The organism is Alistipes intestinihominis, from assembly GCF_040095975.1.
GTDB lineage: Bacteria > Bacteroidota > Bacteroidia > Bacteroidales > Rikenellaceae > Alistipes > Alistipes senegalensis.
The window spans coordinates 57131-79054 of record NZ_JBBMFL010000013.1; the positions used below are offsets into that span (position 1 = coordinate 57131).

Genomic DNA, 21924 nt, shown 5'->3' on the forward strand with positions numbered 1-21924 from the left:
GATGAAGAGAGTCTTAATAGCCGCGGTGTTCGCGGCGGTTCTGCCGCAGCTGGCTGCGGCGCAGGTCGAGAAACAGGTCGAGGTGACCAAGGCGTATGTCCCGAAGGTGGAGAGCGCTTCGAAGCTGGCCGTCCGGCCCGATATGACCGACACGACGCGCCTGCGTCCCGAAATCGACTATACCATCACGCCGCTGTCGCTGCGCACGACGCTCTCGACGCGCCCGATACGCCCGGCGACGGTGACCTACTGGGAGTTCAACCGCCCGCTGCCCTTTTACGTGAAGGCCGGAGCGGGGTATCCGCTCAATTCGGTGCTGGATTTCTACGCCTCGTCGCAGAATCCTTCGACGGGTTATGTCATAGGCTACGTCAACCACGAGGGGCAGTATGCCAAGATCCGGAACGATTTCGGCGTGAAGAACCCCTCGACGCGGATGTTCAACCGCATCGGGGCCGCCGCGGGCAAATATTTCGGGAAGCATATCCTCGAAGGCGATCTTTACTACGACAACCGGATGTACCACCGCTACGGGGCTTATGCCCCTGCCGGGCTCGAACAGGAATTCGGAGCAGGCGACAGAAACGACTACGGCGATGCGCATGTCGCCGTGCGTTTCGGGGACGATTTTCAGGACCTCGGCCGCACGAACTTCGAAATCGCGCTGGGCGGCGGCATGTTCTTCGACCACTCCGACTGGCCCGGTTACGGCGAGAAGGCCCACCAGACATCGCTGGAGGCCCGGGCGAAGATCGCCCGCGGGTTCGGCCGCAGCAGCTTTTCGCTCGAAGCGGGCTACGAGCGGCTGGCCGGGCAGAAATCCATCTCGGAGAACACCCAGCAGCTGATCCATGCCGCCCTGCGCTACGGCTTCGCGGGCGGGGTGGTGCGCCTCGATGTCGGGGCCGACTACTACCACGACAAGATCGAGGGGGCGGATGCCGAAAATTACGTGATTCCCTATGCCCGGCTCGATTTCAACCTCGGGACGCCGGGGCTGCGGCCCTTCTTCGAGGCCGACGGCGCCGTGAAACCGAACGATTTCCGGTCGCTGACGCTCCAAAATCCCTATGTGACGGCTTCGACGTGGCTCGATAAGAGCTCGGTCGATTACGATTTCCGCCTCGGGGTGGGCGGTAGCCTGTGGCGCAGCCGCTTCAGTTACCGCCTCTATGCGGGCGTCTCGATTCACGACAACCGGCTCTTCTGGACGGCCCTCTGGTCCGACGATCCCGAAAACGCCGGGTTCTTCGGTGCTTTCGTTCCCGTGACGGCGCGCCAGACCGTGACATCGTTCAACGGCGAGATCGAATACCGGCCCGTGAGCGTGCTGAAATTCGACCTGGCGGTGCACGGCTGTCTTTACAACGACGAAACGGACCTGAAAAACGGAGCGCCTTCGATTGCCGGAAACGTCGGTGTCGCCTACGAGGGCCGCAAGATCTCGTTCGGGGTGAAGGCGCTGATGCAGGGCGTCCGCCGCTGGTCCGCCTATGCGTATGATCCCGCTGGCATCCGCGCGCTGCCCGTCGTGCTGAATTCCTTCAAGGCGCCCTTCGCCGTCGATCTGCGGGTGAATTTCGACTGGAAGGTTTCGGGGCGCGTGACGCTCTTTGCCGAGGGGCGCAACCTCGCCGACCGCGACCTTTACGAGTATCCGTGGTATCCCGAGCAGGGTGCCGGTTTCACGGTCGGCATCAAGGCCAACTTCTGAGGGCTGAATTCGTTTTAATGATGATCATTTTCGGCTCGGCGTGACGGGCCGACGGAAATTATTGCTAACTTCGGACAAGTTTAATTCATTAACGCACACGACTATGAAACACACGATGCCTGAGCTTCCCTACGCATTGGAAGCGCTTGCTCCGAAGATGAGCAAAGAGACGCTCGACTACCACTACGGCAAGCACCTGCAAACCTATGTGGACAACCTGAACAAGCTGATCCCCGGTACGCCTTACGAGGAGATGCCGCTCGACGAGATCGTCCGCAAGGCCGACGGCGGCATATTCAACAATGCCGCCCAGACCTGGAACCATACTTTCTTTTTCCGGATGCTGACTCCTGCTCAGAAGCCCATGCCTGCGAAGCTGGCCGCGAAGCTCACCGAGGCGTTCGGTTCGGTGGAGGCTTTCAAGGAGGAGTTCACCAAGGCTGCCGTGGGGCTTTTCGGTTCGGGATGGGCCTGGCTGGCGATGGACAAGGCCGGCAAGCTGTCGATCGTCGCCAAGTCGAACGCCGGCAACCCGATGACTGACGGTCTGCGTCCGGTGATGACGGCCGACGTTTGGGAGCACGCCTACTATATTGATTACCGCAACCGCCGGGCCGAGTTCATGGCCGCTTTCTGGGAGCTGATCGACTGGCAGAAGGTCGCCGACCGCTGTATCCCGAAGCGGTACAAGTGTACGGCCTGCGATTACGTCTACGACCCTGCCAAGGGCGATCCCGAGACCGGCATCGCTCCCGGAACGCCGTTCGACGAGATTCCCGACGACTGGACCTGCCCGATCTGCGGACTCTACAAGTCCGATTTCGAGGCGATCGAGGAGTAAACGAAAAACCTTATGACTGAATTAGGGCGCATATTGCGCCCTAATTTATTTCCATGAAAAATTTATTTGGTATGTTCCGGGTGCGTCATTGTAAATCTTTACTTTGACCACAATATTACCATACCAATATCTGACCACTCTGCAAGAAAAACTTCGTCCGAAAAGCATTTCAGTTTCTATTCGATCGCTGAACTTTTTGTAACCCAATTGACTTAATTCTTTATTTACTGCCTCGAAAGTCGTTTCACCTACTGTAACTGAAACAGACTTCAAATTATTGCTACCGATAGCATTACTCTTTACGACGAACACTGTACCACCTTTCATTCCTACCATTTGATCATACGACGTTCCATCGTGTTGATCGTAATCAATGGTCTTAACGTAGAAATTACATTTGTTAGCGTAAAGTATTGTGTACGCTTCCTGAAAATTGTTCGTCTTAAAAATTTTATTCCAAAAATTAATTTGAGCGAACGCATCTACGCATAGCATTACAGCGCAAGCAACTAAGATAAAAATCTTTTTCATAATGGCGAATTTTAACGATTTTTCCACGTACAGCCGATAGGAAAATTTTACAATGTTTAATTAAACGGAAAGTGGGCTGTCGTCCTCGTGTTCTCGTTAGGTATCGCCAAACACCTGTATATACACACAGACAAACAGCCCACGAGTATGGACGTTTGCTGTGCCTTGTATATACGTTCGGTGAGATTGGCGATTTCAACGAGTATAAGGCACATTCCTTAATATTGGCAAAGATACGGAATTTTTTATTTTTTTGTAAAAAAATTGCACAATATGGGGATTATACAAGGCTGTTTTGTTAAGTTAAAATCTAATAGTGAAGAGATTTTTAGAGTTTGCGATATAACTTCGACTATGATGGTAGATACGTTAAAAAGTGATGGGCGTAGGGAAGTGCATCAATTAGCCGAATTAGAAGAAATCGAAGACCCGGCTTTACTTCAAGAATTAGAGGGAATATTTAATGACTCCATATAAATCCAAGGGCCATCTTTTTCGAGTTTATGGGCTATCCATTTCCATTATCATCTCGTAAAACTCCTAACTTTGTGGATAAAATGACGCTGATTTTAGCGGTAAGGGTATTGTTGTATAGTTACCTAAACGAAAAACCTCCGCAACTTCGGTTGCGGAGGTTTTTTCATGCCCGGAGGAGCGGATCAGAAGACGAATTTTTCGAGCTTCATCTCGCCCAGCTGCTGCATGCGCGGCACGAGGGTCGTGAAATGCGACGCCTGTTCATGGGCCGCAAGGGCCTTGGCATCGCTCCAGGTCTCGCAGATCATCAGAACGTCGTTGCGCGTGGCGCTTTCGAACAGGTCGTAAGCCACGCATCCTTCGTCTTTGAGCGAGGCGGCTGCCAGCTCCTTGGCCGTGCGCACCAGTTTCTCGCGGTTGCTCTCCGTCGTGCGGATAAATACATTGAGTCGTATCATTGCTTTCTCGTTTTTGATTTTGGCTGTCTACAAATATACGGAATTTTTTCGGATATTGAAACCCGCGGCCGCAACTTCATGCTCCGTTCGGGCCGTTTTTTCGGCGCGGATGTTCCGCGGGCGGAAATAATTCGTTAATTTTGCGAAAAACGCAAGCAGACAGACTATGAAACGCATTTTCAATCCGTGGGAGGGCATGGAGGGCTACCATTGCTACGGCTGCGATCCGCACAGTCCGCAGGGGCTGCGGATGGAGTTTTACGAGGACGGGGACGACATCGTGAGCGTGTGGAACCCCCGCCCGGAGTTCCAGGGATGGGTGGACACGCTGCACGGCGGCATCCAGGCGACGCTGGCCGACGAGATCAGCAGCTGGGTCGTTTTCCGGAAATTCCAGACCAGCGGGGTGACCTCCCGGATGGAGGTCCGCTACCATAAGCCGATCCGTACGACTGGCGGGCGCATCGTCCTGCGGGCCCGCGTCGAGGAGCAGCGGCGCAATATCGTCCGTATCGCCGTGGAAATCCGCGACGTGCGCGGCGAGTTGTGCACCGAGGCCGTCTGCGTCTATTTTCTGTTTCCTAAGGAGAAGGCCCGCCGGGAGTTTCATTTCTGCGATTGCAGCGTCGGGGAGGACGACCGGAACCCGTTGGAAGAGGCGGAAAGTTGATCCTTCCGGGATTTTTTCGTATCTTACACTATTAATTGAACCTGTATGGAACTGAACGACAAAAAATTCGCCGTGCTGATCGACGCCGACAACATCTCGCACCGCAAGATAAAGGATATTCTGGATGAGATCGCCAACTACGGCACGCCGACGATAAAACGGATTTACGGGGATTTCACCAACCCGAAATTCGCCGCCTGGAAAGAGGTGCTGTTGGAGAACTCCATCACGCCGATCCAGCAGTACGCCTATACGACGGGCAAGAACGCCACGGATTCGGCGCTGATCATCGACGCCATGGACATCCTGCACAAGGAGGGTGTGAACGGATTCTGCATCGTGTCGAGCGACAGCGACTACACGCGTCTGGCCAGCCGCATCCGCGAATCGGGCAAGGAGGTGCTGGGGTTCGGCGAGAAGAAGACGCCGAAGCCGTTCATCAAATCGTGTGACAAATTTATCTACGTCGAGATTCTCGGGCTGACGCCTCCGCCGGAGAAAGCGGCTCCTGCGAAGAAGAGGGTAGGGACGAAGAAGCCCGCCGAAACCGAGACGCCGGCCGGACCCGCTGCGGAGTCGGCCGGGGAGAAGAGACCGGCACAGGATGCGGGGCACGCCTCGACGATCATCCGGCCGTTCGACGACGAGTTCCGCACGCTGCTGGAGAACACCATCGACGACGCTGCCGACGACAGCGGCTGGGCTTCGCTGGGCGACGTGGGCAGCGTGCTGTCGAAGAAGATGCCCGATTTCGACCCCCGCAACTACGGTTACAAGAAACTGTCGCTGCTGATCCGGGCGCTCTCCGACGCGGTGGACATGAAGACCGAGCAGCAGCGGATTTACGTCCGCAACCGGCTGGGATAGCGGTCAGAGCGGGCGGAGGTTTCCGCGCGCGGTTTCATATTCGGTGACGAGGCGGCGGAGAATGTCGCCGGCCGAAGGCAGGTCGTCGATAAGCGCGGCGATCTGTCCGATTTCCAGCTCCCCTTCGTCGAGGTCTCCCTCGAAAATACCCCGTTTCGGGCGTCCGCGGCCTACCAGCGCGAGCAGTTCCTCCGCCGTGGCGCCGCGGCTCTCGGCCTCCTCGACCGTGCGGCAGAAGCCGTTGCGGACGAGGCGTGTCGGTATGGCCTTTTTGAGCGTCAGGATCGTGTCGCCCTCCTGCACCTCCACGCACCGCCGCTTGAACGCCTCGCAGGCCGAGCTCTCCTGCGACAGTGCGAAGCGGGTGCCCAGCTGGCACCCTTCGGCGCCCAGGGCGAAGGCGGCCAGCATGCCGGCCCCTGTGGCGATGCCTCCCGCGGCGATGAGCGGCAGATCGACGGCTTGCCGCACCTGCGGAACGAGCGCCATCGTCGTCGTCTCCTCACGGCCGTTGTGGCCTCCCGCCTCGAAACCTTCGGCCACCACGGCATCGACCCCCGCATCGCGGCTTTTGAGCGCGAATTTCGAACTCGACACCACGTGCGCCACGCGGCAGCCCGCGTCGTGCAGGCGTCCGGTCCAGGTCGCGGGACTGCCCGCCGAGGTGAAGACCGCCGGAACGCGCTCTTCCGCGATGACCTCCATCAGCTGAGGCGTATAGCGATAGGCCAGCGGCACGTTGACTCCGAAGGGGCGGGAGGTGGCCGCGCGGCATTTGCGGATGTGTTCGCGCAGCAGTTCGGGGGTCATCGAGCCGGAGCCGATCAGCCCCAGTCCGCCGGCTTCGCTGACGGCGGCGGCCAGCCGCCAGCCGCTGCACCACACCATCCCGCCCGCGATGACGGGGTAGCGGATGCCGAAAAGGGTCGTGATTCTGTTTTCCATCGTTCGTTCGGTTTTCTGCGGGGCAAGATACAATTATTTTTCCAAAGCGGGGATATTCAAAGAAAAGCGGTGCCCCGACCCGTCGGATCGAGGCACCGTTATAGAAAAAAGGGTGAGCTACTTACATCGCACCGCTACGACCACATACCCTTGCTCGATTCCTCGCCTGGGGGATTCTGTGGGAGCTGGTCGTATAAGACTCACCCGGGCACAAAAGTAGGAATTTTTTATATCTTTGCAAAAAAATTTGCGGAATGTCTAAAAAAACATTGCTCCGGATCTCTCTGGGGGTGTTCGTCGTCGTCGTTGCGGCCGGTGTCGCCGTGCGGCAGCAGTTTTATGGAAATGCCGTGGCCGCGGAGCACGACCTTTACGTGAGCGGCCGGGCCGAATACGGAGAGGCGCTGGATTCGCTGCTGCCCCATATCCGGCATCGCCGCGCTTTCGGGGCCTATGCCCGGCGGATCGGTCTGGAACGGACGTTCAAGCCCGGGCACTATGTGCTGAAACCCGGCATGAGCGTCATCGAGGTGGCGCGCATGCTCAAACTGGGGATGCAGACGCCCGTGCGGGTGACGATCAATAACGTGCGCATCCCCGCGCAGCTGGCGCAGAAGCTCGCCCGGCAGATCGACGCCGATTCCGCGGCGATCATGCGGGCGCTGACCTCGAAGGAGCTGGCCGCCGAGGTCGGGTTCGACAGCGTGACGCTCTTTTCGATGTTCATTCCCGACAGCTACGAGTTTTACTGGACGGTGACGCCCGAGGAGTTCGTGAAGCGCATGAAGCGCGAATACGACCGTTTCTGGACCCCGGAGCGCGACGCTGAACGCAAGCGCAGCGGATTGAGCCGGCTGGAGGTGATGACGCTGGCGTCGATCGTCTACGAGGAGACCCGCAAGACCGACGAGATGCCCCGCATCGCCGGCGTCTATGTCAACCGCCTGCGCAAAGGCATTCCCCTGCAGGCCGATCCCACGGTGAAGTATGCCATGCAGGATTTCGGACTGCGGCGCATCCTTTACAAGCATCTGAAATATCCGTCGCCCTATAATACATATGTGAATAAGGGCCTGCCTCCCTCGCCGATCTGCATGCCCGGGAAGAACGCCATCGACGCCGTGCTCGGGTTCGAGCAGCACGACTACATCTTCTTCTGTGCGCGGCCCACGTTCGACGGCTATCACAACTTCGCACGGACCCTGAGCGAGCACAACGCCAACGCCCGGGCATACAGCGCCGAACTGAACCGCCGCAAGATCAAATAATGTATCTTTGACTTCGTCTTAGATACTCCCGCTCGGCAATGTTCAAATAAATTTGACATTGCGCTCGCTTATTCGTATCTTTGTCGTCCCATGCTTGCCAAGATTTACGAACAGAACCCTTCGGAGAAGGAGTTGCACCGGGTCGTGGACCTTTTGGAGCGGGATGAGATCGTCATCTATCCCACCGACAGTGTCTATGCCTTCGGCTGTTCGCTGCGTTCGGCGAAGGCTATCGACAAACTGCGCCGCATCAAGGGCAAAGGTTCGGCGGCATTCACCGTGGTCTTCGAGAATATCGCCCAGGTCGCGGAGTACTGCCGGGTGGACAACGCCGTGTTCCGGATTCTGAAGCGGAATCTTCCCGGACCGTTCACCTTCGTGCTGGCGGCTTCGGCACGTATTCCGGACAAGGCGCTCGAACGGCGCCGCACGATCGGCGTCCGCATTCCGGCCAACGGCGTGGCGCGCGCGGTGGTCGGGGCGCTGGGGTGCCCGATGATCACGGCCTCGGTGAAGGACGACGACGAGGTGGTGGAGTACACGACCGATCCCGAGCTGATCCACGAACGCTACGGCAGCGACGTGGCGCTGGTCATCGACGGCGGAATCGGCGACAACGTGCCCACGACCGTGGTGGACCTCACGGGCGACGAACCCGAAATCCTGCGCGAGGGCAAGGGGGATTTGCAATAGACGGATCAAATTGACGATATAAATGGATAAGAACAATTTCTGGAATGAAGCCGCGAAATGCGGCGCCGTCATCGGACTGATACTCGCCGTGTCGAGCGTCTTGGAGAACAGCGTGTTTTTCACGAGCGGCACGGGGTTTCTCTATCTGATGCTCCTCGAATTTTTCGCCGTGGCGGCCGTGCACTACTACCTGCTGCACCGCTACACGCGCCGGCGTTCGCAGCTTTACACCGCTGACGAGGGTTTCTCTTTCGGGCAGGGCTACGGCTTTCTGCTGGCCGTGTCGGGTTTCGCGGGCATCATCGTGGGCGTCGTGCAGGCGGTTTACCTGCACCTGATCGTGGGCTATGCGAACTACATCGACCATTACGTTTCGTGGATGACGGGGCTCTTCTCGCGGATGGGCGGCGCCTCCTCGTCGATGGAGGGGATGCTTTCTCAGATCGTCAACGAATTGCAGAACTCGCCGGCGCCCTCGATGCTGAAAACGGTCTGGGGCGGTGTGTGGAGCAGCCTGCTCTTCGGCGTTGTTTTCGGCCTCATCATTGCGGGGGTGATCGCACGTGCTCCGAAACCCTTCGGCAAGGACTCCAACGAGTAGTCGCATCGTATGGATAGATTGGACATATCGGTCGTAGTGCCGCTCTACAACGAAGTGGAATCCCTGCCCGAACTGGCGGAGTGGGTCGATCGGGTGATGCGCGAAAACGGCTTCTCCTACGAAATGATTCTGATCGACGACGGTTCGTCGGACGGTTCGTGGGAGGTCGTCGAGGGGCTCAAAGAGCGCTATCCGGCCGTCCGCGGCATCAGCTTCGCCCGCAACTACGGCAAGTCTGCGGCCCTCTACTGCGGATTCGCGGCGGCGGAGGGCGAGGTGGTCATCACGATGGACGCCGATTTGCAGGATTCGCCCGACGAAATTCCCGAACTGCGCCGCATGATCCTCGAAGAGGGTTACGATCTGGTCTCGGGGTGGAAGAAACGGCGTCACGATCCCGTGGGCAAGCGCTGGCCCAGCAAATTCTTCAACTGGACGGCCCGGAGCGTGTCGGGCATCCGGCTCCACGATTTCAACTGCGGGCTGAAAGCCTACCGCCGCAAGGTGGTGAAGGCCATCGAGGTCTACGGCGAGATGCACCGCTTCATTCCGATCCTGGCCAAGCAGGCCGGGTTCCGCCGCATCGGCGAAAAGGTCGTCGATCACCACGCCCGCAAGTACGGGCATTCCAAATTCGGCGTCGAACGGATGGTGAAGGGCTATCTCGACCTGATCTCGGTGCTGTTCATGTCGCATTTCGGGCGTTCGCCGATGTATTTCTTCGGCAGCCTCGGGACGCTGATGTTTCTCCTGGGCGGCGGAACGACGGTGTGGATCATCGCCGAAAAACTCTGGAAACAGTTCCACGACCTGCCTTTGCGCGCCGTGACCGACCAGCCGCTGTTTTATCTGGCGATTCTGGCCGTTATTCTCGGCGTCCAGCTCTTTTTGGCGGGGTTTTTGGGGGAACTTATCAACAGAAACTCCTCCGAGCGGAACAAATATCTGATCGACAAAACTTTATAAATGATGATACAACGAATCCAAACGCTTTATCTGCTGATTGTCACGGCTTTGATGGCCGGCACGCTCTTTGCGCCTCTGGCATGGTTCGCGGGTGACGCCGGGGAGTTCGGACTCTATGCCTTTGCGTTGAAGACGGCCGAAGGCGAGGCCGTACAGCCTGCGGTCTACATGGGAACGGTGTTGGCGCTGGCCTGCGCGCTGCCGTTGGTCACGATTTTCCTGTTCCGCCGCCGGCTGCTGCAAATCCGACTCTGCGTGGTCGAGATCGTGTTGCTGCTGGGCTGCGTGGCTATGGAGGGCGTTTATTATTTTCTGAGTTGGCGGGTCTTTTCCGACCTGGCGTTCCACACGCAGGGATTCAAGCCCGCCATTGCATTGCCGCTGGTCTGCCTGTTGTTCGCATACCTGGCGGCCCGGGCTATTTTCCGCGACGAATTGCTGGTGCGCGCGGCCGACAGAATCCGTTGATCTGTCCGCATCCGACTGGACCCGGGGTGTGCCGAAAGGTGCGTTCCGGGTCTTTTTATCCCCGGCGAATGAGGCGCGCGGAGAAAAACGAGATAAAATGGACCGATATGGTTATTAAAAGAATGTTACAAACTTTGCAGGTCCGGAAATAAATTTTATCTTTGAGACATAATATTGGCATTATGTAATGAATTGAAATTTATATTGGCTACATACAATTATTTTTTAATTAACACTAAACTCTATGAAAGCAGTAAACTTATGGAAAACATTGTTCTGCGCGGCGTTGGCGATCACTACCTTCGGCGCCTGCTCGGACGATGACAAGGACGATGAAGGCGGGCTTCCGTCGATCACCGTGAACGGCGAGGCTTCGGCTACTGTCGCCGTGAAACTCGACGGTGGGACTACCGATGCCATCGAGGTCGTTTCGACCGGCAGTTGGGCATTGACTTTCGACGACGAGACGGCTTCCTCCTGGTGCCATCCCAGCAGGGAGACGGGCGGCAAGGGTAAAACGACGCTGACTTTCACCGTAGATCCGTGGGAGGGTGCCGCAAGCAACTCCGAGCGTCAGGTTACCGCTAAACTGCTTACGAACGGCAGTTTCGAGGGTATTCCCATTCCCAAGACGGCCACGATCACCGTTAAGCAGAACGGTGCCGGTTCGACGACTATTACGACCAATGTAAAGGAAATCCGCGACAAATTGACTTTCCCTAATTCTGCAACCGAAATTACGGAGTCGATGGTTGTTACAGGTATCGTTGTTTCGGACGTTGCCGGTAATAACATCAATAACAAGTCGTTCATGATCGCCGACGACACGACTGAACCGGGTGCCGGTCTGTTCATTCGTCTGAAAGGAACGAATACCGTTGCCAAGATGGGCAATATCGTTCAGTTCGAGCTCAAAGGCGGTTCGCAGCAGTCCTATTTCGGAACCTGTCAGGTGAACTTCACGGATGCAACAGCCGATCCGACAATTACGGTTTTGGATTCGAACGACAATACGCCGGCACCCATTGCTGTCGAGGATGTTTCCAAATTGGCAGAATATCAGTCGCAGTACGTGCAGGTTTATTCGCAGCCTGTTGCCGACATCATCGGGCAGAAATATTACAATGTCAGCTCCGGCTATGCAAATCATACGTTCGTGACCCGTACCGGCGGGTCGTTCTCGCTGTCGTTCGGCTCTTATACCAAAGATTGGGCTTCGGCAATCGAGATTCCCAATAATTCGGGCAATATCAAAGGCTGTGTTTCCATCAATAACAACTTGGGCAATGTCTCGCCCCGCAATGCTGACGACTTGAAAGGTATGACCGAGCCGCTTTTCGAAGTGGAGACCACCACTACGAAGATCAGCGAGATCACTGCTGCCGGCAGCTACACCATCGAAAAGGCTACGGTTGTAAGTGTCAGTGCGAAGAGCTTCGTTATCGGCGACGGAACGGGTTACATTTGTGTTTACAAGACTACGGAGCAGTCGGTTGCCGTCGGTGATCTGGTGACTGTGTCGGGTGCTGTCGCTGACTATGCGAAAGGTATGGAGGGTAAGACTGCACTCCAGTTCGACGCAGCCGCCGAGGTGACCAAAGAAACCGGAACCGGTACGATTACCGTTCCTGCGCCTCAAGTGGTTGCCGGTGCTGAGATTGACAATACCAAGCCGTTGAAATACATTACCGTAACCGGTAAGCTGACGAAGTCGGGTAATTTCTATAACGTTGCTTTCTCGGATTATACGGGAGAACAGACCGGTTCGCTTCTGGATGCTCCGGCGTCGTTGAATGCAGCTATTTATGACGGAATGGCCGTGAAAGTAACGGGCTGGTATGTTTATACCAACACGTCCAAATATTTCAACATCATTGCCGACAAGATCGAGCTTGCATCGACCGATCCTGTCGTGAAATTCACTTCGACTCCGTCTGCATTCGCAGCCGAAAATCCCCTTGCTCAGACGGTGGAATATGTTGCCATGAATGTTTCGGGCAATCCTACGTTCGAAATTTCCGAGGGCGCCGACTATTTCGCAGTAGGTACGGTTACCGCTACTACCGTCGAAGTCAAGGCCAAAGGCAACAATACGACTTCCGCTGCTTTGGCGGGTAAACTGGTGGCAAAGGTGGATGGGAATATACTTGCTACTATTGATTTGTCGCAAGAATATGCTCTTCCCAGCGGTGCAGCGATTATTACCTTGGATATTAACGGTATTGTCAGCGGGAAATCCGGGGCAGTAGAGTTGGGCACTTCTAATTACGGATCGCAGGATGTTGCAGTCGAGTCTACCTGGTATACGTGGAATACTAACTTGATTGATTTTGCTGGCGCTAGAATTACTCGGGGGAACGGTGCGGAAGGCACTTATAATTATTCTGTGCTCCAATTCCAAGGCAATAAAGATGGTGCTGCTAAGCAGGGTTTCATTTTGAATACGGCGACACTCGGGGAGATTATTTCGATTGAGGTTGTTTGCCAGAATAGCAAATCGGCTAGTAAGCCTGGATATCATATGTATTTCGGTACCGAGAAGAACCCTTCGACCAATGAAGCTGCACCCGCAGCAGAGGGAATAGGCGCCGAATCTCTCTGGTCTTTCACGGATACGTTCGATGTTTCTGGTAAAGGATATAGCTATTTCAAGCTCTATAACAATTCGAACTATTCTCTTTATGTGAAATCAATAAAGATTATTTATAAAAAGTAGTCAAGGAAACTGACTTTGAAAACAAACCACTCTTGGCGGGGATAAAACCCCGTCAAGAGTTTGGTTTCTAAACAGGTCCGAGGACCGTGGCCTTTTTTAGCTATTTTTGCATGGTGAAATTCATGAAACAGACGGGCTTGCTATACATTGCATGGTCGGCAATGCTTGTCCTTTTCGCGGGATGCAGCGACGATGACGACGGAGGTGTGAAACCCCTGGCGCAACTCGAAGCAAAAACCGTGAATTGTATAACCACAACGGACAGGCTCCTTACCCAGGGCCCGAAGGGGCAGACCTTCCGGGCGAAGATCGTACTGGCGGCGGGCGAGGAGTGGTGTTCGTTCGATCCGGCGTCACGGCTTGCGACGGCTGCGGGCGGTGCGGTGGGAGAGGCGCTGCCTCTCTACCTGGAGGAAAACAGCACCGAAGAGTACCGCGCGGCGGAAATATCCGTCACCTATTCCGGCGGTTATTCCGTGACCCTGCGGCTGTGGCAGATGCCCTATTCCGCAACTCCGGAGTACGACCGGGCATGGGGCGAATTGCCCGGATACCGCGAGGACGCCAACTATATTTATAAGACCTACAACACGACGCTGGTCGGCAATAAATATTTCGCAGGAGGATATGTCCGCAATTTCACGGTCTGCTACGACAAAAAGACGCGGGTTTCGCAATGGGTGGCCTATCCGGTCTTTTATGCCCTTTACGAGGCGCCCCAGTTGTCGCGGGTCAATGCTTTCGGTTACGATCCGAACGACCAGCTGCCGGTAATTCCGACGGCCGATCAGCAGAACATCAGCTCGGGTTACGGACAGCGGGGGTACGACCGCGGGCACATGCTGCCCCAGGCCACACGTTACAACAACTATGCGGCCAACCGGATGACCTATTATGCGACTAACATGATGCCCCAGAACAGCGCGTTCAACCAAGGCGTTTGGGCGCGGCTCGAAGGGCAGGTGCGTCAGTGGGGACCGCTGCCGAGCGGAGTGCGTTACGACACGCTCTATGTGGTGACGGGCGCCAGCTTCAAGAAATCGACGACGATTCCCAACGCCAACGGCCCGATCACCGTGCCGTCGCATTGCTGGAAGGTGCTGCTCAAGCAGACGGGCAACCTGCATAAGGAGCTTTGGGAGCTTGCGGCCGACGAGGTGAAGACCATCGGTTTCATCTTCACCAACGATGCGGCCGGAGCCGCGACGGGCACGGCCGCGGCGGCCTGCACGGTGGAATATATTGAGGAGCAGACGGGTTTCAAGTTCTTCCAAAACCTCGATCCCGACGTTGCCGATGCGGTCAAAAAACAGAAAAATATTGCTGACTGGCCGGGAATTTATTGATAAGGACCTTAATTGCATATCGTTATGAAGAAAATCCTTTTGACAGGACTGTTTGCCTCCCTCATCGTGGCGGCATGCTTTGCGCAGAAGCCCTATAAAGTGGTCTTCTACAACTTCGAGAACCTGTTCGACACCATCAACGAACCGGGGGTGCTGGACGAGGAGTTCACGCCCGAAGGACCCAAGAAGTGGAACACGGCCAAGTACACCAAGAAGATCGGAAACCTCGAACGGGTGTTGTTCGACATCGCCGCCGAGGACAAGGATTTTCCCGTCGTGATCGGCGTCTCGGAGATCGAGAACCGCTCGGTGATGGAGGATGTGATCGCACAGCCGAAACTCGCGCACGGCAACTATCGCATCGTACATTACGACTCGCCCGATGCCCGCGGCGTGGACGTTGGGTTCTACTACCGTCCCGACGTTTTCAAACTCGAAGGCAGCGCGGCCATTCCGTTCAAAATGCCCGAAATGCCGAACTTCAAGACGCGCGATTTCGTCACGATGTGGGGCACGATCGAGAACGAGCCGTTCTTCTTCCTCGTGAGCCACTGGCCCTCGCGGCTGGGCGGCAAGGAGGCTTCGGACCCCAAGCGTCTGGCTGCGGCCAGCCAGGTGAAGCACATCGTCGATTCGGTGATGGCGGCCAATCCGGCTACGAAGGTGGTCGTGATGGGTGACCTGAACGACGACGCCACGGACGCCAGCGTCGTGGAGGGGCTGAGCGCCAAGGGCAAGATCAAGGACGTGAAAGCGGGTGACATGTTCAATCCCTTCATCGCCCTGCTGAAAGCCGGTTACGGCACGCTGGCCTACCGCGATGCGTGGAATCTGTTCGACAACATCGTCGTTTCGGAGAACCTGGCGACGGGCTCCACCGGCGAACTGAAAATCCAGCCCGTCGGCAAGTCGAAATTCTACGGGGGCATTTTCCGCCGTCCCTACATGATCCAGAAGGAGGGCCAGTACAAGGGTTATCCGCTGCGCACGTTCGTCGGCAACGACTTTCAGGGCGGTTTCAGCGACCACTTCCCGGTCTATATCTACATTGCCAAATAAACACGCTAAAATATTTGTATGAAACTCAAAATTTTACTTATTCTGATGCTCGCCGCCGTGACCTTCACGTCCTATGCGCAGGACGGAGGCATCCGCGGCAAGGTGGTCTCGCGCAACGGCCGCGTGGCACTGAGCAACGTACGGGTGAAGATCGAAAGTCTGGGACTGACGGTCATGACCGACAAAGACGGCAATTTCGTTATCGAGAACCTCCCCAAGGGTGACTACACGCTGTCGTTCGCAACTCCCGAGTTCGAGCCGCTCGACCTGATGGTCCGCGTGGACAACCGGAACGTGAAGGATCTCCGGCAGGTCATCATCGTTCCGACGGGCCCTGCCGGCGGTGTGCTGGACGACGCGATCTTCGCCGAGTTCGACAACGACTCCTCGTCGTCGGACACGCAGGCGCTGCCCTCGTCGCTCTCGTCGTCGAAGGACCTGTTCAACAACATTGCGTCGTATCGTTTCAGCGAAATGCGCTTCAACGTCCGCGGCTACGATTCGCAGTATTCGGACATCTACCTGAACGGCATCCGCTTCAACGACGCCATGACCGGCTACGGCCCCTGGTCGTTGTGGAGCGGTCTGAACGACGCCACGCGCAATCAGGAGAATTATACGGGTCTCGAAGCTGCTGACTTCGGCATCGGCGGCATCGGCGGCATGACCAACGTCAACGCCCGCGCTTCGCAGATGCGCAAGGGCTTCCGGGTCAGCGTGTCGAACGGCAACCAGATGTACCGTTTCCGGGCGATGGTCTCCTACGGTTCGGGACAGCTGGACAACGGCTGGTCGTATGCCTTCTCGGTGGGTACCCGTCAGGGCGGCAACGGCTATGTGGACGGCGTTTATTACAACTCCTATTCCTACTTCGCTTCGGCCGAGAAGCTCTTCGGCGACAACCACCGTCTGGGCCTTACGCTGATGGCGTCGCCTTCGGAGCGCGGAGCCCAGCAGGCATCGACCGACGAGGCCTACCGCCTGTTCGGCAACAACTACTACAATCCCAACGTGGGTTATCAGGCCGGCAAGCTCCGCAACTCGCGCGTGCGCAATACCCACGAACCGATCGTGATGCTGAACTACACGTGGGACATGTCGGAGAACACGCGCCTGAACGCCGCCACGGCGCTGCGTTTCGGTAAGAACGGCTATTCGGCGCTGACGTGGAACGGCGGTGCGGACCCCCGCGGCGATTACTACCGCTACATGCCTTCATCGGACGGCACGCAGATCGTGCCGGGCATCACCACCGATCAGACGATCTATTTCTATTTGCAGGATGCCATCATGGCGGCCGGCGTATGGGACGGTATGCTCGACTACGACGATTTCTTCCACAAGAACCAATACATAGATACGGACCCCGTACTGTCCAAACTGATGGGCAACCAGTACCGTTCGAACTACATGATCGAGGAGCGTCACACCGACCAGCTGGACTACAACCTGGCGGTCAACGTGCAGCATAACATGCGCAACAACATGCGCATCGTCGGCGGCGCCAACCTGCGCGTCAACCGCACGAATTACTATTCGGAGGTCAAGGACCTGCTGGGCGGCGATTATTGGTACGACATCGACAAGTTCGCCGAGCGCGACATGGCCAGCACCGAGGCTTACCAGAACGATCTGGATTACTACTGGGCTACGGGTCACGCCCGCATTGCCCGCGTCGGCGACAAGTACGGCTACTACTACCGGGCGCACCTGCTCGAAACCAACGCCTGGGCCAATTATACGTGGGGCATCGGCGGTTTCTCGCTGGGTGTCGCCGGATCGGTCGGCTATTCGCAGATGTACCGCGAGGGTATGTGGCGCAAGGGTCTGTTCCCCAACAATTCGAAAGGCGATTCGAAGAAGCTCGACTACCTGACCTACGAGGGCAAACTCTCGCTGGGCTACAAGTTCTCGGGCGCCCATTCGCTCGAAGCCAATGCGGTTTACTTGCAGCAGGCTCCGAAGTTCGCCACGGCATTCGTGTCGCCGCGCACGCGCAACACGACCACTCCGGGCCTGAAGGCCGAGAAGGTGTTCGGCGTAGACCTCACCTACAACCTCAATCTGCCCTACATCAAGGCGCGTCTCTCGGGATACTACACGACGATCACCGACCAGTCGAAGGTCATCTCGTTCTACGACGATACCCGCAGTTCGTTCACCAACTTCGCCATGAGCGGCATCGACAAGGAGCACTACGGCGTGGAACTGGGCCTTTCGGTTCCGGTATGGCAGGGGCTTTCGGTCGTCGGCGCCGTGAGCTGGGGCGAGTACACCTACACGTCGAACCCCAACTTCGTGCAGACGGTGGACAACATGGACAAGATCGTGTTGAAGGATAAGGTCAACTGGGACGGCTTCCATGTGGAAAGTTCGCCGCAGCTGGCCATCAACGTCGGTCTCGACTACCGCGGACCCCGCAACTGGTTCGCTGGCGTGAATTTCAACTACTACGACGATCTCTACCTCTCGATGAACCCGCTCTACCGCACGGCAACGGCTACGGAGTACTACACCAACCAGATCATCGCCGAGGTGTCGAAGCCCGAACCGAACGTCGAAACGCTGGCGCAGGCCATCGCTTCGGTGAAGAAGATCCGCAATCAGGAGAAGTTCGGCGGGTATTACACCCTCAGCGCCAACGTGGGCAAGAACTGGTATATCCACCGCAACTACATGCTGGGATTCAGCCTCGAGGTAAAGAACATCCTCAACGATCAGGACATCCGCACGGGCGGCTACGAGCAGATGCGCATGAGCAAGGTGCGCGGCGAGGGCGGCGATTACATCTACGGCCGCTTCCCCTCGAAGTATTTCTACCTGTTCGGTACGACCTATTACCTGAACGTCTATTTCCGTTTCTAACCGAGAAGAGATTATATTATGAAAAGTCTTAAAATAGCATTTGCACTTCTTGTCGGCGTTCTGGCCGCAGGATGCTACAACGATTTCGATACCCCGGGGCCGCGGAAGCTCTACACCGACGACGACATGGCGCAGCTGGGGCTGCAACAGGTCTCGATCAAGACGGTCAAGGGCTGGTTTACGGAGGCTTTCGGCGGCATTTCCGGCACGGGTACGAACAACAACGGCTGGGAGAATACCAAGACGCTGAAATTCGGCGATCTCACGCCCGACGAGGCGCAGTTCATCAGCCTCAAAGGCCGTCCCGATGCTTCCGATAAGTATATCAAGGGCAAGGTCATCAGCAGCGACCGTCAGGGCAACATCTACAAGTCGCTCTACATCTACGACGGTACGGCCGCCATCGAGCTCAAGCTCTACAACGGCCTTTACCTCGATTACCTGCTCGATCTGGACAACATGAAGAGCCAGTGGGTCTATGTGCGCCTCGACGGCCTCTATCTGGGCAACTACCGCATGATGCTTTCGATCGGCGGCGCTCCGTCGGACGGCATCAACACGGCCGGCACGCACAAATACTACGCCAACTCGAATCTCGACAATCCGCGGGTCGCCAAGCTGAATGTCTTCGCCGGGGAGTACGTGCCGCTGGAAGCCTCGGACATCCTTGAGGTGGACGCTTCGAACTACACCTCGCTGGGCGAGGATCAGTTGGGGCGTCTGGTGCGGTTCAAGGGGATCAAGGTCCGCTATGCGGGCTATCCGAATCAGGACGGGGTGACCAATCCGCCTCTCAAAAGCGGTACCTCGTCCAGTTCGAGCGAGAATCCCTATCCGAGCTGGATCGTGACCGACTGGGGAACGCCCCGTTTCGGTGCGTGGTACCGTTGGGCCTATAACCGGGACAACGTGCGCCTCTATGCTTCGGTGCTGATCTCCTATAACGACGCCGCCACGTCTACGGCTGAAGCGGGCATCTACGGAGTTCGCACGAGCGGTTATTCGCAGTTCGCCATGAAGCCCATTCCGAAGGACGGGGCCGTGGGCGACGTGCTCGGCATCTACGGTGTTTACGGCACGCAGTGGAACTACGCCCAGTATCAGATTTCGGTGAGCCGTATCGAGGACCTCGCCTTCAAGACGGAGGACCTGCTGACGGAGGCGCAGATCGAGCGGATGACGCCGGCGTCGTCCTACGATCCTCCCGTGAAGAACGGTGGCGACGACTATACGGGCGAATGATCCCGTCGCGGATTCTGAAAAAAACTGCGGTCCTCCAGCTTCGGAGGACCGCAGTTTTTTCGTGCAGGTATGGGTGGCGCCTCAGCGCTTGTGCCATTTGCAGGAGGTCTGGTAGTAGTAGACGGCCCGGTCGAGCTGCGTCGTGTCGGTCTGCGCGGCGGGTTCGAGGTTGTGGGGATTCTCCTCGGTGGGCACCACGCGGTATTGCTCGTAGCGGCGCACGGGCGACAGGATGGTGAACGTGTCGCCTTCGAGATAGCCCAGGTCCTGATAGGTGGCGATGAAGGCCCGGTTGACGTAATCGGGATCGAAGATGCTGCGGCCGTAGAAATGCGAATCGTAATCCATGTCGAGCAGTGACAGCAGGGTGGGCATCAGGTCGATCTGCGAAACGATCCCCTCGATCTGCTGCGGGGCCACGAATCCCGGGGCGAAGATCAGCGCCGGAATGTGGTATTTGTGCAGCGGGATTTCGGTGCGGCCCGCGCTCGAGGCGCAGTGGTCGGCGGTGATGAGGAAGATCGTATTGTCGAACCACGGCTGTTTCGACGCTTCGGCCAGGAACTGCCCCAGGGCGTAGTCGGTGTAGAGCACGCCGCCCGCGCGGGTCTTCGAGTCGTTGGGGATGCGGATCTTCCCGGCGGGGTAGGTGAAGGGGCGGTGGTTGCTGACGGTCATGACGTGGGCGAAGAAAGGCTTCCCGTCCCGCGACTGCTCGCTGAGGGTGCGGATCACTTTCCGGTAGGCATCCTCGTCGCAGACGCCCCAGATGTTGGCGAAGGTGATCTCTTCGGGCGAATAGCTCTTCTGGTCCACGATGTCGTATCCGTTGCCCGAGAAGAAGGTCTCCATGTTGTCGAAATAGCTGTTGCCGCCGTAGAAATAGGTCACGTTGTAGCCTTTTTCACGCAGCAGGGCTCCCGTGGAGTGCATTCCGGCGTTGTTCGGGCGTTTGATGATGCTCTGCCCGGGGCAGGGCGGGAGCGACAGCGTCACGGCCTCCAGTCCGCGCACCGTGCGGTTGCCCGTGGCGTAGACGCGGTCGAAGGCCATGCCCAGCCGGTAGAGCGAGTCGAGGACCGGCGTGATCGACTCCGTGTTGCCGAAACGCTCCATGTACGAGGCGCTCATGCTCTCGATGGTGACGAGCACGATGTTGCGGCGGATTTCCGACCCCCCCCCGGCGCTTACCGCGTGCAGGTTGTCGCCCGTACTGCCGTAAACGCCGTGGACGAAGGCTTCGGCCTCGGCTTCGGGACGCGTGATGTAGAATTGTTCGTAGTCGAGGGAGTTCTTGACGAAGGCGTCGTAGAACTTGTAGAGCCCGTTGGCTTGCAGTTCGTTGACGTAGACGTTTCCGCTGTCCTGAAAGCGGGTGTTGAAGTTCAGCAGGCCGATCGCCGCGAACAGCGCCGCGACGTAGGCCGGGGCGACGACGGCTTTCCACCGCCATCCTTTGAGGTATTCGGCCTGTACGAGGTCGCGGCGGAAGAGGTACCACGTGATGAGCAGCGTGACGACGACGATGCCGAGCGTCATCGGGACGACCGGATAGGACTCCATGATGTTGCCCACCACCTCGTTGGTGTAGACCAGATAATCGACGGCGATGAAGTTGTAGCGGACGCCGAATTCGTTCCAGAAGAAATATTCGCTGATGCCGTTGAAGACGATGGCGCCCACGTAAAGGACGACGAAGAGCGCGAACCACACCGTAGTCCAGTGGTTGCGGAATCCCTCGGGCAGGAAGAGCCGCAGGGCGAAGCTGCCGGCCCAGTAGCCCAGGACGCACGTGGCGATCCGGGGTGCGACGCTTCCGTATTCGTCGAAGATCGTGTTGAAGAACGCGACGTAGCAGAATGCCGCCGCGAGCAGGGCGAGGATGATCCAGCCCCACGGCTTCGTGTACTTGGTGCGCGAGACGCTCAGCATGAAGAGCCACAGGAAGACGAAGCCCACGGTCGCGGCGCAGAGGTCGTTCACGGCCCCGAACAGGAATATTTCGAGCCATTCGCCGAACGAGAAGTCCAGCGATGTCGTCTGGGCGTTGAACAGGAGTACGATGCGCAGCACGAAGCCGACGGCTGCCGTCAGCAGCGCGAGCTTGATGTAGAGGCCGGAGACCAGCCGGATACTTTTTTGCATGATAAAGCGTGTTGGTTGTTTCGGTTGACAAAGTTAACCATTTTCGGCTATT

19 protein-coding genes and 1 other RNA gene are annotated in these 21924 nt (G+C 57.2%); 15 read left to right on the forward strand and 5 right to left on the reverse strand.

All coding sequences use genetic code 11. The features are described from left to right. Window position 1: 1 nt before the first annotated feature. Together WMO46_RS11035 and rd are read left to right on the forward strand one after the other, a co-directional pair. On the forward strand, window positions 2-1714 hold the full coding sequence (locus WMO46_RS11035; RefSeq protein WP_349094375.1) for a TonB-dependent receptor: 1713 nt from the start codon (window positions 2-4) through the stop codon (window positions 1712-1714). Between the two features lie 103 nt (window positions 1715-1817). Beyond that, window positions 1818-2555 carry a rubredoxin gene (rd, locus tag WMO46_RS11040; protein WP_302587887.1) on the forward strand — a complete coding sequence of 246 codons (738 nt, stop codon included), beginning with the start codon at window positions 1818-1820 and terminating at the stop codon, window positions 2553-2555. A gap of 45 nt (window positions 2556-2600) precedes the next feature. Here the strand turns inward: rd and WMO46_RS11045 are convergent, their stop codons facing one another. Beyond that, window positions 2601-3086 (reverse strand): hypothetical protein, encoded by a 486-nt coding sequence (locus WMO46_RS11045; protein WP_129650209.1) that lies wholly within the window; start codon window positions 3084-3086, stop codon window positions 2601-2603. Window positions 3087-3359: 273 nt separating this feature from the next. Here WMO46_RS11045 and WMO46_RS11050 point away from each other — a divergent pair, with 273 nt between their 5' ends. Beyond that, window positions 3360-3563, forward strand: coding sequence for a hypothetical protein (locus WMO46_RS11050; RefSeq protein WP_129650207.1), 204 nt, complete (start codon window positions 3360-3362; stop codon window positions 3561-3563). 182 nt (window positions 3564-3745) lie between these two features. Here WMO46_RS11050 and WMO46_RS11055 read toward each other — a convergent pair whose 3' ends face one another. Beyond that, window positions 3746-4021 (reverse strand): putative quinol monooxygenase, encoded by a 276-nt coding sequence (locus tag WMO46_RS11055; protein WP_349094376.1) that lies wholly within the window; start codon window positions 4019-4021, stop codon window positions 3746-3748. Window positions 4022-4187: 166 nt separating this feature from the next. On the opposite strand from WMO46_RS11055, the gene WMO46_RS11060 reads away from it, so the two are divergent. Continuing rightward, a complete protein-coding gene (locus WMO46_RS11060) occupies window positions 4188-4691 on the forward strand; it encodes a PaaI family thioesterase (RefSeq protein ID WP_278818320.1) in 504 nt (167 codons plus the stop codon). Window positions 4692-4736: 45 nt separating this feature from the next. Further along, window positions 4737-5558, forward strand: coding sequence for an NYN domain-containing protein (locus WMO46_RS11065; protein ID WP_129650205.1), 822 nt, complete (start codon window positions 4737-4739; stop codon window positions 5556-5558). Between the two features lie 3 nt (window positions 5559-5561). On the opposite strand, the gene WMO46_RS11070 is transcribed toward WMO46_RS11065, so the two are convergent. Together WMO46_RS11070 and ffs are read right to left on the reverse strand one after the other, a co-directional pair. Beyond that, complete coding sequence (locus tag WMO46_RS11070; RefSeq protein ID WP_349094377.1) at window positions 5562-6503, reverse strand: NAD(P)H-dependent flavin oxidoreductase; 942 nt, start codon at window positions 6501-6503, stop codon at window positions 5562-5564. 108 nt (window positions 6504-6611) lie between these two features. Next, window positions 6612-6709, reverse strand: an RNA gene (gene ffs / locus WMO46_RS11075) — signal recognition particle sRNA small type. Window positions 6710-6757: 48 nt separating this feature from the next. Between ffs and mltG the strand changes: the two genes are divergently transcribed. From mltG to WMO46_RS11125, 10 genes are all read left to right on the forward strand, one after another. Continuing rightward, on the forward strand, window positions 6758-7771 hold the full coding sequence (gene mltG, locus WMO46_RS11080; RefSeq protein WP_349094378.1) for an endolytic transglycosylase MltG: 1014 nt from the start codon (window positions 6758-6760) through the stop codon (window positions 7769-7771). 90 nt (window positions 7772-7861) lie between these two features. Further along, window positions 7862-8464 carry an L-threonylcarbamoyladenylate synthase gene (locus WMO46_RS11085; RefSeq protein WP_349094379.1) on the forward strand — a complete coding sequence of 201 codons (603 nt, stop codon included), beginning with the start codon at window positions 7862-7864 and terminating at the stop codon, window positions 8462-8464. Between the two features lie 22 nt (window positions 8465-8486). Beyond that, window positions 8487-9065 carry a DUF4199 domain-containing protein gene (locus tag WMO46_RS11090; protein WP_349094380.1) on the forward strand — a complete coding sequence of 193 codons (579 nt, stop codon included), beginning with the start codon at window positions 8487-8489 and terminating at the stop codon, window positions 9063-9065. A gap of 9 nt (window positions 9066-9074) precedes the next feature. Next, entirely contained in the window at window positions 9075-10031 is a 957-nt protein-coding gene (locus tag WMO46_RS11095; protein ID WP_349094381.1) for a glycosyltransferase family 2 protein, read from the forward strand. Further along, window positions 10032-10499, forward strand: coding sequence for a DUF4293 domain-containing protein (locus WMO46_RS11100; RefSeq protein WP_279190240.1), 468 nt, complete (start codon window positions 10032-10034; stop codon window positions 10497-10499). 244 nt (window positions 10500-10743) lie between these two features. Continuing rightward, a complete protein-coding gene (locus WMO46_RS11105; protein WP_276714539.1) occupies window positions 10744-13215 on the forward strand; it encodes a DUF5689 domain-containing protein in 2472 nt (823 codons plus the stop codon). Window positions 13216-13337: 122 nt separating this feature from the next. Then, window positions 13338-14561, forward strand: coding sequence for a DNA/RNA non-specific endonuclease (locus WMO46_RS11110; RefSeq protein WP_278965702.1), 1224 nt, complete (start codon window positions 13338-13340; stop codon window positions 14559-14561). Between the two features lie 24 nt (window positions 14562-14585). Further along, window positions 14586-15620, forward strand: a complete 1035-nt coding sequence (locus WMO46_RS11115) for an endonuclease/exonuclease/phosphatase family protein (RefSeq protein ID WP_281717387.1) — start codon at window positions 14586-14588, stop codon at window positions 15618-15620. A gap of 18 nt (window positions 15621-15638) precedes the next feature. Continuing rightward, window positions 15639-18485, forward strand: coding sequence for a carboxypeptidase-like regulatory domain-containing protein (locus WMO46_RS11120; protein ID WP_195496545.1), 2847 nt, complete (start codon window positions 15639-15641; stop codon window positions 18483-18485). Window positions 18486-18503: 18 nt separating this feature from the next. Then, on the forward strand, window positions 18504-19727 hold the full coding sequence (locus WMO46_RS11125) for a DUF5689 domain-containing protein (RefSeq protein ID WP_276759801.1): 1224 nt from the start codon (window positions 18504-18506) through the stop codon (window positions 19725-19727). Between the two features lie 81 nt (window positions 19728-19808). Here the strand turns inward: WMO46_RS11125 and WMO46_RS11130 are convergent, their stop codons facing one another. Further along, window positions 19809-21872, reverse strand: coding sequence for an LTA synthase family protein (locus tag WMO46_RS11130; protein WP_349094382.1), 2064 nt, complete (start codon window positions 21870-21872; stop codon window positions 19809-19811). Window positions 21873-21924 lie beyond the last annotated feature (52 nt).